A 12,726-nucleotide genomic window follows, 5' to 3' on the forward strand; every position below is an offset into this window, starting at 1 on the left:
TCAGGAATAAACCTTTGCACGCTGTGTTTGCCGCCAGGTAGACCGCCTCAACAGTCAAAGGAGTTCTTGTGAAACAGCCTTCATTCCCACCGCCCGCAGCCATTTGCGTGCCATGCCGGCTCGCTGCGATCGGCGCCGTCGTGTTGGCCATGGCCGGCGGCTTCGCCTATGTGGCCGGCTGGCTCACGCCGCAGCGCCCGACCACGCATCGCATCGTCAACGCCTTTGAAGCGGACAACGGCCAGCATCCGGGCTTTCGCCGCAATCATGCCAAGGGTGTGTGCGTGACCGGCTATTTCGACAGCAACGGCAACGCGGCGGCGCTCTCCAGTGCCGGCGTCTTCGAGCTGGGACAGACGCCGGTGATCGGCCGTTTTGCGATTCCGGGCGGCAATCCGTCTGCGCCCGACACCAGCGTGCCGATCCGCAGCCTCGCCCTGATGTTCACGCAGCACGACGGCGAGCAATGGCGCACCGGCATGAATTCGGTGCCGGTGTTTGCGGTTCGGACACCTGAGCAGTTCTATCGGCAACTGGTCGCAGCGAAACCCGATCCGGCGACCGGTAAACCGGATCCGGCCGCGCTCAAGGCCTTTTATGCCGCCAATCCCGAAACGCAGCCGTTTCAGGCGTGGTTGAAGGGGCATCCGCCGTCGTCCAGTTTCGCCAACGGGTCGTACTACAGCGTGAATGCGTTCCGCTTCGTCGACGCCAGGGGCGAGGTGCACGCGGTACGCTGGGCCATGGTCCCGGAGACGCCGTTCGCGCCCATTAATGACGCGCAAAAGGCCGCGAAGAATTTTCTGGACGCCGATCTCGATCAGCGCCTGCAAAGCGGTCCGTTGCGCTGGCATCTGATCGTGACAGTGGCCGCGCCCGGAGACCCGACCGACGACGCCACGCAGTCGTGGCCCGCCGACCGGCAGCAGATCGATGCCGGCACGCTTGTGATCGACCACGACGCCTCGCAGGACGACGGCCCGTGCCGCGACGTCAACTTCGATCCCACGGTGCTGCCTGCTGGCATCCAAACCTCGGACGATCCGCTGCTGGCCGCACGCTCGGCGGCGTATTCGCTCTCCTATAACCGGCGCACTCGCGAAGAAGCGCTCAATCCCAACCTGCATCGTCCGCAGCCGCACGGAGACCGCTCATGACGCCGACGCATTCCCATTTCAGCCCCGTCCAGCGCCTGCTGCATTGGACCATGGCGCTCGCGATTCTCGCGATGCTGTTCGTCGGCGTCGGCATGGTCGCGACGGTCTCGCATGCGCACAGCGTGCTGATCGCGCTTCACCGGCCGCTCGGCATCGCGATTCTGCTGCTGGTGCTGCTGCGGATCGCCGTACGGCTCAAGCGTGGCAGTCCGCCGCTGCCGGACGATCTGCCTGTGCTGCAACGATTCGTCGCTAAGCTCTCGCACCTGGTGCTGTATGCGCTGATGCTGGCCCTGCCGCTGATCGGCTGGGCGATGCTGTCGGCGGCTGGGTATCCGGTGACGATGTTCGGCGCCATCCATTTGCCGCCGATCGCGCCGCACGACGTCCGGCTCTATGCGTTGCTGCGGGCGTTGCACACGTACCTGGCTTTAGCGCTGTTTCTGACGGTGCTGGGCCATCTCGCGGCTGCGCTGTTCCATGGGCTTATCCGCCGCGATGGGGTGTTGTCGAGCATGGCGCGCGGCGCCAACTAGCTTTTCACCCGTTCCGAACGCGGATCGTATGGCGCCTTCAGATGGACGGTAGCCGGCAACAACTCACCGGCGACGTCGATCTCATAGCGGCCGCTCGTCAGATACGCCGTATCGGCCACGCCGTCCGGATGGTTGATGTACCCCATCGCCACCGGACAGCCAAACGTATGACCGAAGGCCGCCGAGCTGACGAAGCCCACCGGCTTGCCGTCGCGCAGAATCGCTTCGCCGCCCCACAGCATGCGATCGGCGGCGCCGTCGGCGGTGAGCACGACCATGCGCCGGCGCAGCGGCTCGGCGCGCAGTTTCAGCAAGGCTTCGCGGCCGCGGAATGGAATCGGTTTGTCCAGCTTGCAGGCGAACGCCAGCCCCGCTTCGAACGGGTTCGAATCCGGTGTCAGCTCGCGGCCCCATGCACGGTAGCCTTTCTCGATCCGCAGCGAATCGATGGCGTAGTAGCCCGCGTTCAGGAGCCCGAACGGTTTGCCCGCGGCATGCAGGGTCTCGTAGACGCCCGCGGCGAATTCGACCGGCACGTAGAGTTCCCAGCCCAGTTCGCCGACATAGGTGAGCCGCGTGGCGCGGACGGTGGCATAGCCGATGTCCACTTCGCGGCTCTGGCCGAACGGGAACGCCGCATTGCTCCAGTCGGCCTTCGAGATGCTCTGCAGCAGCTCGCGCGAGCGCGGTCCCATGACCGCCAGCACCGCGTACTGGCCGGTGACGTCGACCAGGGTGCAATGCTGGTCGTGCGGGATCGACTTCTCGAGGTAGTCGAAATCGCGCGTGCTTTGTGCGGACCCCGAAACGATCAGGTATTGATCGTCGGCGAGGCGGGTCAAAGTGAAGTCCGACTCGTAAGTGCCGCGCTCGTTGAGCATGCCCGTGTAGACGGTGGTGCCGGTCGGCACGGCGACGTCGTTGGTGACGATGCCTTGCAGCACGCTCTCGGCGTCGCGGCCTTTCACGAGGAATTTCGAAAACGACGTCATGTCGAACAGCGCCACGCCTTCGCGGCAGGCGCGATGTTCGGCGCCGCTCCAGGGCAGCCAGTTCTGCTGGCCGAAGGCGTACTCGATCTTCGCCTGTTCCGGGCTCGGTGCGAAGAAGTTCGGCCGCTCCCAGCCCATCTTGCTGCCGAAGCTCGCACCTTCGTCGCGCAGCATGGCGTAGAGCGGCGAGCGGCGGAACGGCCGCGCGCTGTCGAGCTCGCGGTTCGGCCAGGGCATGGCGTAGTGCAGCCCCAGCGTTTCCTTGACGCGGTCGTGCAGCCAGGTGTCGTTGCCGTTAAAGCGCGCAAAGCGGCGGATATCCACCGGCCACAGATCCATGGTCGGCGTGCCGGCGACGATCCATTCGGCCAGCGCCATGCCGGCGCCGCCGGCCGAAGCGATCCCCATGGAATTGAAGCCCGCGCCGACGAAGAAGTGCCGCAGCTCGGGCGCTTCGCCGAGGATAAAGTTGTTGTCCGGCGTGAACGACTCCGGTCCGTTATAGAACTGCCGGACCTGCGCGGTTTCGAGCGCGGGCACCCGTTGCAGGGCGTTTTCCATCAGGATCTGGAATTGATCCCAGTCGTCGGGGAGCAACTGGAACTCGAAATTCTCGGGGATGCCGTTCATGCCCCAGGGCTTGGCGTTCGGTTCGAAGCCGCCCATCACGAGGCCACCCACTTCTTCCTTGAAGTAGATGAAACCGTCCGGGTCGCGCATTACCGGCAGATCGGGATGCACGCCGGCAATGCGCTCGGTGACGATGTAGTAGTGCTCCGCCGAATGCAGTGGCACGGTCACGCCGCATAGCCGGCCCACGGCCTTCGCCCATTGACCCGCGCAGTTCACGACGATCTCGGCGTCGATCGTGCCTTCGGCCCCGTCCTTGTTGCGCCACGCGAGGCCGCTCACTTCACGGCCGCCCGGCGTCGGCCGCGTGTGGATGGCGGTGATGCGCGTGTTCTCGACGATCCGCGCGCCGCGCGTACGGGCGCCGCGGGCCAACGCCTGGGTGAGGTCGGTAGGGTTGGCTTTGCCGTCGCCCGGTAGCCAGACTGCGCCGAGCAGGTCGTCGGTGCGCATCGCCGGCCACAGGTCGCCGGCTTCCTGCGGACCGATGACGTCGCACGTCACCCCGTAGGCCCGGGCGACAGCGGCAGTGCGCTTGAGCTGCGTCATCCGTTCCGCCGTGCGCGCCACCGAGAGCGAGCCGCATTGCTTCCAGCCGGTGGCGAGGCCGGTGTCCGCTTCCAGCTCGGCGTAGAGCGCGGTGGAATAGCGGATCAGTTTCGTCATGCTTTCCTGGGCGCGCAATTGCCCCACCAGACCGGCCGCGTGCCAGGTCGTACCGCAGGACAGTTGCCCCTGTTCGAGCAGGACGACGTCGGTCCAACCCAGCTTCGTCAGGTGATATGCCACCGAGCAACCGACAATGCCGCCACCGACGATGACGACCCGGGCGTGTTGGGGAACAGGTGTGGACATGACTTGGACTCTGTCTGGTGAATGTTGATATACGTGGAAATATGTGGCGAATAGTGCAACAAAAGGTCGGAAAACGCAATGCTGTCACGTAAAATTCACTGAATTGCGGAGCGGGAGGAAGCCGAGGGTGAGGCGTTGATAGGCCGTAACGTGGGCCTTGGAGCGTTCCAGCGCGTTCCCGGACTGAACCGTGTTGATTGATTTGGAAATCTGTGGAAATGACTTTCCCTGCGCTAGTCCCTTTGCTAGACTGGCCGCACCTGGATCATCCCGCTCTCCGTATGTTTTCAACCCAACGTCAATCCGAAATCCTGCGCCTCGTGCGGGCGCAGCAGACCTGCACGATCACCGAGCTGGCCGAAGTCTTCGCCGTGTCCGACGAAACTATCCGCCGCGACATCAAGCCGCTGATCGCAGAAGGGATGCTGCTCAAGGTGCACGGCGGGGTGATGCTGCCGGACCGGCTCGACGAGCCGCCGTTTCAGCGCCGCCTGCAGGAGAACCTCGAAGCGAAGCGGGTGATTGCGGCGCGCGTGAGCGAGCTGGTGCGCGACGGCGATTCGCTGATTCTCGACGGCGGCACGACCTGCGTGCATATCGCCAGCGCGCTGTGCGTCCGCTCGCGCCTGACGGTCGTGACCAATTCCGCGGAGATTGCCCGCACGCTCGCGCCGCGCAACGGCAACCGCGTGTTCATCGCGGGCGGCGAAGTGCGCGCCGACGACGCCGCGGCGTTCGGCGAAAGCACGTTGGCGTTCATCCGCCAGTTCCACGTGCGCTACGCGATCGTCTCGGTGACGGCGATCGACGCGCAAGGCCGCTTCATGGATGCGCAACCCGACGACGTGTCGTATTCGCTGGCGGCGTTTGCACAGGCCGAGCGGTGCGTCGTGGTGGCGGACCACGCCAAGTTCGGGCATAGCGCGCTGGTGCACGCGTTCGGCTGCGACGCCGTGGACCTGTTGATCACGAACGAGGCGCCGTCGCCGGCACTCGCGCAGGTGTTTGCCGCCGCGGATGTCGAAGTGAGCTTTGGCGCGCCGGCCTCCGGGGCGCCGGTGGATGATCCGGCGGGCATAACCGCCTGAACTGCGTTTTGCGTTCTGTGCGAGCGGCGGGCGTCGTCATACGCATGCACCCCAATTTGGGATAACCACGCCCCAACGACTATTTTCGACCCATGCGAAAATAGCCGGCTATCAGCGGCAGACGCAGCGCGAAAAGAGCACGGCTGGCCATCGGCGGGGATGCCGGGCTTGTCGGATCCCGCAACCTGCAGCGTCGCCGCACGCCTGAATACGCATGGATGGGTCACCCGGATGTCGTCAGTTTTCTACGATCGAGAAGATATAACGAAGTGGCTCGGGGCCAAGACCGTCGCCAAGGCGCGCGAGTACGTCAGCGCGGTCTCCAACCTGCACTGGGAAAACAACACCCTGAGCGGCGAAGTGCAGGGCACGCAGCGCCATCCCTATGTGGTGGACGTCAAGTTTCACGACATTGGCGACGACCTGTGGGTCGAGGGCGATTGTTCCTGCCCGGTCGGTTTTCAATGCAAGCACATGGCGGCGCTGCTGATGGCGGGTCTGGAAGACGCCGGGGCGCAGTCGGGCGTGCGTCCCGAGCTGGTCAGATGGCTCGAGACGTTCCGCGCCCATGCCGGCTCCGACGCACCCGGCAGAGTCCCTGCAAACGCCGCGGCCAGTCACGCGCTCGCTTACCGGCTGGGCTGGTCGCGCTATCAGCAGCGTCATGAGATCCAGTTGTTCAAGGCCCGGCTCGGCGTCGACGGCGAGATCCGCGCCATCGATGAACCATGGAGCAATGTCGAAGCGGCCCTGATCAAGCCGCCCAAGTTTGTTTCGGACGACGATCTGGTGATCTTGCGTAGCCTGTGGCTCGGCCATTCCCGCGAGAATCACGGGCATTTCATCTTGCGCGGCGCCAACGGCGGCGACGTGCTGCACAAACTGATCGCGAGCGGCCGGCTGTTTCCCGCGCTGACCGGAGACGGCGCCTCGCGAGACGTGCCACGCCCGCTGTCGATGGGGGCGGCGCGCGCGGGGCGGATCGAGTGGGAGGCGCAGTCCGACGACCGGCTGCGGCCGGTGTTGCGCACCGAACCGGCGGCCGCGATGGTGCTGGCGACCGAGCCCGTCTGGTACGTCGACGCGGACGCCGGCGAAGCCGGCATCGTCGAACTCTCGTTGCCGTTCCAGCAATTGCCGGATTACCTGTCGATGCCGCCCATTTCGCTCGCGGAGGCGCCGCTGGTCGCCGCGGTGCTGCGCGAGGTCGCGCCCGATCTGCCCTTGCCGCCTGCGCTCGATACCTCCAAGGTGCGCGTGATCGACACAGAACCGGTGCCGGTGCTGGCGCTCAACACCTTGCCGATGGCGTCGCTGGGCGTCGGCAAGCACGCCCAGCGCAACCACCTGCTGGATTTTGCCGCGGTCAGCTTCGACTACGAAGGCGTCAGCATCAAGGCCGAAAGCAGCGCGACGCTGGTGCCGCTGCCCGGCGGCAGCGTGATCCATATCCGGCGCCGCTACGACACCGAAAAGCAGCGCCTGCTCGAACTGCGCAAGACGGGCTTGCAGGTGGTGCCGGCGAACGGCGTGTATTCGCGGCACGCACTGCCGGAGACGCTGCTGGCGCTGTCCGACGTCGACGCATGGCCCGAGTTCGTCGACGAGGCCTTGCCTGCGCTCGACAGCAAAGGCTGGCGCGTGACGATGGCGCCGACGTTCCGTCATAACGTGATTGAAATCGACGCGATCGAAGGCACCGCGCGCCAGGCCGGCGACGGCTGGTTCGACCTCGAAATGGGCATCACGCTGGGCGATCGCACGGTTCGCCTCGAACCGCTGCTGGCGGGGCTGTTCCGGCGCGACCGGCGCTGGCTGGGCGGCGCGCTCGAAACGATCGACGACGCAGAGGACATCGAACTGACCACCGACCGCGCCGAGCGCCTGCGCCTGCGTGCCGGGCGGCTCAAACCCGTGGTGCGCGTGCTGGTCGATCTGTTCGACGGCCTGGGGAGCTGGAAGGGCGACGACAACATCAGGATTCCTGAGCTTGATGCGGGACGCCTGGCGGCGCTGAACGACACGGGCCGCTGGGAGTTTCAAGGCGACGACTCGATCCGTCAACTGGCCCAGCGTCTGCAGAACGGCGCCGGCGTGAAGGAAGCGGCGGTGCCGCGCGGGCTGCGGGCCGAGTTGCGCGAGTACCAGCATCAGGGGCTGAGCTGGATGCAGTTTCTGCGCGAGCACAACCTGGCCGGTATCCTCGCCGACGACATGGGCCTCGGCAAGACGGTTCAGACGCTGGCCCACGTGCTGGCCGAGAAGGAAGCCGGGCGCCTCGACCGTCCCGCGCTGATCGTCGTGCCGACCACCCTCGTGCACAACTGGCGCGAAGAAGCGCGCCGCTTTGCGCCGGATCTGAAGGTGCTGGATCTGAACGGACCGCAGCGCAAGGAGCGCTTCGCGTCGATCGGCCAGCACGAGCTGATTCTCACCACGTATGCGCTGTTGTGGCGCGATCATGCGGTGCTGTCCGAGCACGAGTATCACCTGCTGATTCTGGACGAGGCGCAGTATGTGAAGAACGCCACCACCAAATCGGCGACGGCGGTTCGCGACCTGCGGGCGCGGCACCGTCTGTGCCTCACCGGCACGCCGCTCGAGAACCACCTCGGCGAATTGTGGTCGCAGTTCGATTTTCTGCTGCCGGGTTTTCTCGGCACGCAGAAGGACTTCACCAGGCGCTGGCGCAATCCGATCGAGCGCAACGGCGACGGCGTCCGGCGCGAACTGCTGGCGCGGCGGATTCGTCCGTTCATGCTGCGTCGTCGCAAGGACGAGGTGGCGAAAGAACTGCCGCCGAAAACCACCATCGTGCGTACGGTGGATCTGGAAGGCGCGCAGCGCGATCTCTACGAAATCGTCCGCACGGCCATGCAGGCCAAAGTGCGTGCGGCCGTGAATTCGCAGGGGCTTGCCCGCAGTCACATCATCGTGCTGGATGCGCTGCTCAAACTGCGCCAGGTGTGCTGCGATCCCCGTCTCGTGAAGCTGGAGAAAGCGGCGCGCGTGAAGGAGTCGGCCAAGCTCGAATTGCTGATGGCGATGCTACCCGAACTGATTGAAGAAGGGCGGCACGTGCTGCTGTTTTCGCAGTTCACCGGCATGCTGGACCTGATTGCGGACGCGCTCGATCATGCGACGATCCCGTACGTCACGCTGACCGGCGACACGACCGATCGCGCCACGCCCGTGCACCGTTTCCAGTCCGGCGAGGTGCCCTTGTTCCTGATCAGCCTGAAGGCGGGTGGTGTGGGGCTGAATCTCACGGCGGCGGACACGGTGATTCACTATGACCCGTGGTGGAACCCCGCAGCCGAGAATCAGGCGACCGACCGCGCGCACCGGATCGGCCAGGATAAGCCCGTGTTCGTCTACAAGCTCATCGCGGCAGGCAGCATCGAGGAGAAGATCGTGCGGCTTCAGGAGAAGAAGGCGGCGCTGGCCGATAGCATCCTGTCCGAGGACGCGGCGGGAACAGTCAAATTCTCGGATGACGATCTTGACGCGTTGTTCGCACCCATGCCGGACATTGCGAGGGCAGCATCATGACTCGCTATGTAGCGCTGCTACGCGCCGTGAATGTCGGCGGCACAGGCAAACTTCCGATGGCCGAGCTTCGCGCCATGTGTGAGTCCCTTGGCTTTGCAGACGTGCGCACCTATATCGCAAGCGGTAACGTGGTTTTCACCAGCAAGCTGGCGGAAAAGGCGCTCAAGACTAAGCTGGAGCGCGCGCTCGAGACATACGCCGGCAAGCCGGTCGGTGTGGTGATCCGCACCGCTGCGGAACTGGCCGCCGTGCTTGACGCCAATCCCTTCAAGTCCGCTGCACCAAACCGAACGGTGGCCATCTTTCTCGACGCGCCGCCGCCTGCGGATACCCTGGCCGGTGTGAGCGGCCAGCAGGCCGAAGAAATCGCGCTCGGAGTGCGCGAAATCTACGTGCATTACGGCGACGGAATCGCGAACTCCAAACTGAAGATCGCGGCCGCCAAGGCTGGAACCGCTCGCAACATGAACACGGTGGCTACGCTCGCCGAGTGGGCCGCTGCGCTTACCCCACCTCCCGCAAAGGCGAGTTCGCCGTCGGCAACCAGATCGTAGAGGTAGCCTCATCGAACTGCTGCGGTCCAGGCTTTGGCGGCCAGACGCGAGGCGAGCGCCACTCAGTCTGCGGCGCCGGATTGAAAAAGTTGTAACACGAACACCACACCGTTGCCGCCCAAGCGCCGCGATAACCCGCGTGATCGTCGCCGCAAAAGCCTTTGCGGCCTTCAGAACATGCCTGCTCGCGCCGTTACTCACAGATCGAAACCGATCTAACAATCTTTAAACGATTTAAATTGAGACTGTTCTTATACTGTCCCGGCAGATTGTAAATATTTGTCGATGTTCGGGCGCAGGGCGTCACGAATCATTATGCAAATTGCATCGCGCTGGGCGGCAATGGCGTGACAGATGCTGTGCCGCTTAACGAGGGATTGGATGTTTTTCAGACCGCGCACGACGCGTATTCCGTTCCGGGCGAACGAGCAGAAACGCAAGGCGGGACAGCGCCTGCAACGTATCGAGCTCGATCTGACAAGCGACCGTCACGCGCGCGCGGCGATCGAAGCCTACGCGGATTCGTGTGCTGCCGACATGCCGTGGCTCGCCGAACTGCTGCGCGAATCGGCGGCGCACGGCACGAACGAACTGAGCGCGTGTGCGGCGACGGTGCGTCGCGTGTTCGGACTCGCGCAGGATTGGGCGGCGGCGCAACCCGACTACGCGCACGGTGCCTGGGAGCATGTGCGGATTCATCTCGAGGCGGCGTTGAACCGTCAGATGAAGCAGCCGGAAGACGAAGAGAACGACGAAGGTGAGCACGAGGCGTAGCGCCTCGCGCGCACCCGGACAGGTAAGACGGGGCCAGTGTAAATGCGTGAGCGAGACCTGCTGTACAACCCGTTGATGGCCCCCAGAGGCCGGATAAAGAACCTGAGAGACAGGCTCACGCGTTTGAGCCGATGCCGGATGGCAGGAGGATGGCATTCGGAAGGGGATGGCCGTTTTCGATTATGATGAAAATGCCTTTTCACGTGATGTGACTGGGCGAATTGCGCGCCATTTTTGAGATATATCGGATACCTGTTTTAAACAGGTGTTTCCGGCGCGACTAATAATCGATAAATAGTGTTGTCGATGGAGGAGTTCGTTACCCGACAGTCAGCGTGCTGAACGTGCGTGTGACCAGAAGGCAAACGGGGCGTCGCAGTCCGGTGTAAGGGGACTGCGCGCCGGATCGACTCGATGACCGGCCATCCAGATACGAATAACGGTGTTGCATTGCGGGGTGTTATGAGAATTGCAGTCCTGGATGACGATCCGGCTCAGGCCGATCTGGTGTGTCAAACCCTCTCGGCCGCTGGCCACATCTGCCATGCCTATGCCGAAGGCCGCGCGCTGGTGCGCCAACTGAGGCGCCAGACTTTCGATCTGCTGGTGCTGGATTGGAACGTGCCGGACATGTCCGGCGAAGAGGTGTTGCGCTGGGTGCGCGAGAGCCTGTCCGAGCGCTTGCCGGTGCTGTTCATGACGAGCCGCAGCCGCGAGACCGACATCACGTCGATCCTCAACACCGGCGCGGACGACTACGTCGTCAAGCCGGTGTCGGCGGGCGTGCTGCTGGCGCGCGTCGGTTCGCTGTTGCGGCGCGCCTACAAGCTCAACACGACCGCCCTCAAGGAAGTGTTCGGCGAGTACGAGTTCGATCTGAGCGCGAAGCACGTGCTGGTGCGCGGCACCGCCGTGGCCGTGACGCAAAAGGAATTCGACCTCGCGCTGCTGTTGTTCCAGCATCTGAGCCGGCCGCTGTCGCGCGCGCATATTCTCGACGTGATCTGGAAGCAGGCCACCGAAATCCCGTCGCGCACCATGGATACACACGTGTCGATGCTGCGTAGCAAACTGGGTTTGCGGCCTGAAAACGGCTATCGCCTGACGCCGATCTACGGCTATGGATACCGGCTGGAGCGCATCGAAAAGGGGGATGCGTGAGGGTGTCTGGGTCCACGCTGCCGGCCCGCTTGCCGGCAGCCGGCGCGCGCCGTGCGCTGGCGGCGCTCGTGCCGTGCGTACCGTACGTCCTCGCGGCGCTTGGGCTCGCGCCCGCGCTGGCCGACGCGCAGAAGGGCAAAAGTACGCCCATCGTCACCGTGCCTTATACGACCGCCGCGGGCGATACGCTGTACGCCATCGCCGCGCGCTACCTGCGCGATCCGCACGACTGGACAGTGCTGAGCCGTTTGAACAAGGTGCCCGCGCCGCGCCATCTGCAAGCCGGGCTTCAACTGAAACTGCCGGCCGCGCTGTTGCGTCAGGACCAGGAGTCCGCGCGCGTGCTGGCGACCAGCGGTCCGGTCGAGCGGGCCTTCCGCACGGGACCGTACACGCCGCTGGCGCCCGGCATGATGCTGGGCGAAGGCGATCGCGTGCGTACCGGTCATGACGGTTTTGCGACGCTGGAACTGGTGGACGGTTCGCACGTGAGCGTATCGCAGGACGGCATGGTCGAGATCGGCAAGCTGCGTCAGACAGTCTTGACGGGCGCCTCCGATCGCGTGCTCAACCTGCAGCACGGCGAGGTCGATAGCGAAGTCACGCACGCCACGAAGAAAGACGACCGCTTCCAGATCCGTTCGCCGTCCGTGGTCGCAGGTGTGCGCGGCACGCGCTTCCGGGTGAATTACGATGCCGGCCAGCAGCAAACGGCCGTCGAAGTGCTGGAGGGCGCAGTCGGCGTGGATCCGGGCAGCGCGCCGGCGCCGGCCCCGGGCGTGCCGCTGCAGGCCTCGGAGCAGCTCGTGTCGGCGCACTTCGGCAATGTCTCGGGCGCAAGCGGAGCCATCGGCGCGCCGATCGAATTGCTGCCCGCGCCGTCCTTGAGCGACCCCGGCAAGATCCAGGACGGCAAGACCGTCGCGTTCGATCTCGTGCCGGACAGCCACGCGGCAGGCTATCGCGTGCAGATCGCGCGCGACGCGGACCTGCTCGACCTGATCCGCGATCTGCCGGTGAGCGCGCCGCATGCCGACTTCGGCGACATGCCCGACGGCACCTACTTCGTGCGTATCTCGGCGGTCGATCACAACGGCCTTGAAGGCCTGCCGCAGATCTATGCGTTCGAGCGGCGCCAACTGGGTCTGGCCGCCTCGGCGACGCCGCGCCCCGGCACGCGCGACTATACGTTCCGCTGGTTCGCGAGCCGCCCGGGCGTGGAGACGCACTTCCGTTTTGTCCTCGGCGCCACGCCGGACCTGCGCAACCCGATCCTCGACCGTCCCGACCTGCCGGCCGGCGAGATCGTGGTGACGGACTTGCCGCGCGGCGTTTATTATTGGACCGTGATCGCCGAGCAGTTCGAAAACGGCCGGTTCTATGAGAAGGGCAGTTCGATCCGCTCGTTCACGCTTGCCCGTTAGAAC

9 protein-coding genes are annotated in these 12,726 nt (G+C 64.9%); 8 read left to right on the forward strand and 1 reads right to left on the reverse strand.

Translation table 11 applies throughout. The annotated features are described in order from the left end of the window. The first annotated feature begins 68 nt into the window (after positions 1 to 68). Both P3T42_RS17175 and P3T42_RS17180 read left to right on the forward strand, forming a co-directional pair. The gene (locus P3T42_RS17175) at positions 69 to 1,157 is read left to right on the forward strand and encodes a catalase family peroxidase (RefSeq protein ID WP_429306712.1); all 1,089 of its coding nucleotides are present in this window, start codon (positions 69 to 71) and stop codon (positions 1,155 to 1,157) included. Continuing rightward, a complete protein-coding gene (locus tag P3T42_RS17180; protein WP_429306713.1) occupies positions 1,154 to 1,693 on the forward strand; it encodes a cytochrome b in 540 nt (179 codons plus the stop codon). Before P3T42_RS17175 ends, P3T42_RS17180 begins: the two co-directional genes overlap by 4 nt. Here P3T42_RS17180 and P3T42_RS17185 read toward each other — a convergent pair. Continuing rightward, positions 1,690 to 4,170 (reverse strand): GcvT family protein, encoded by a 2,481-nt coding sequence (locus tag P3T42_RS17185; RefSeq protein ID WP_429306714.1) that lies wholly within the window; start codon positions 4,168 to 4,170, stop codon positions 1,690 to 1,692. The two genes, P3T42_RS17180 and P3T42_RS17185, sit on opposite strands and share 4 nt — an antisense overlap. 281 nt (positions 4,171 to 4,451) lie before the next feature. On the opposite strand from P3T42_RS17185, the gene P3T42_RS17190 reads away from it, so the two are divergent. From P3T42_RS17190 to P3T42_RS17215, 6 genes are all read left to right on the forward strand, one after another. Then, complete coding sequence (locus tag P3T42_RS17190; protein WP_429306715.1) at positions 4,452 to 5,258, forward strand: DeoR/GlpR family DNA-binding transcription regulator; 807 nt, start codon at positions 4,452 to 4,454, stop codon at positions 5,256 to 5,258. 231 nt (positions 5,259 to 5,489) lie between these two features. Continuing rightward, positions 5,490 to 8,810, forward strand: a complete 3,321-nt coding sequence (locus tag P3T42_RS17195) for an SNF2-related protein (RefSeq protein WP_429306716.1) — start codon at positions 5,490 to 5,492, stop codon at positions 8,808 to 8,810. Next, positions 8,807 to 9,364 (forward strand): DUF1697 domain-containing protein, encoded by a 558-nt coding sequence (locus P3T42_RS17200; RefSeq protein ID WP_429306717.1) that lies wholly within the window; start codon positions 8,807 to 8,809, stop codon positions 9,362 to 9,364. The genes P3T42_RS17195 and P3T42_RS17200 overlap by 4 nt, the downstream gene beginning before the upstream one ends. Positions 9,365 to 9,745: 381 nt before the next feature. After that, positions 9,746 to 10,138 (forward strand): hypothetical protein, encoded by a 393-nt coding sequence (locus tag P3T42_RS17205; protein WP_074295565.1) that lies wholly within the window; start codon positions 9,746 to 9,748, stop codon positions 10,136 to 10,138. A 462-nt stretch (positions 10,139 to 10,600) separates the two neighbouring features. Continuing rightward, positions 10,601 to 11,299 carry a response regulator transcription factor gene (locus tag P3T42_RS17210; protein WP_074295564.1) on the forward strand — a complete coding sequence of 233 codons (699 nt, stop codon included), beginning with the start codon at positions 10,601 to 10,603 and terminating at the stop codon, positions 11,297 to 11,299. A 56-nt stretch (positions 11,300 to 11,355) separates the two neighbouring features. Beyond that, positions 11,356 to 12,723 carry a FecR domain-containing protein gene (locus tag P3T42_RS17215; protein WP_429306789.1) on the forward strand — a complete coding sequence of 456 codons (1,368 nt, stop codon included), beginning with the start codon at positions 11,356 to 11,358 and terminating at the stop codon, positions 12,721 to 12,723. Positions 12,724 to 12,726: the final 3 nt, after the last annotated feature.

Source organism: Paraburkholderia sp. GAS38 (assembly GCF_050434965.1).
Classification (GTDB): Bacteria; Pseudomonadota; Gammaproteobacteria; order Burkholderiales; family Burkholderiaceae; genus Paraburkholderia; species Paraburkholderia phenazinium_A.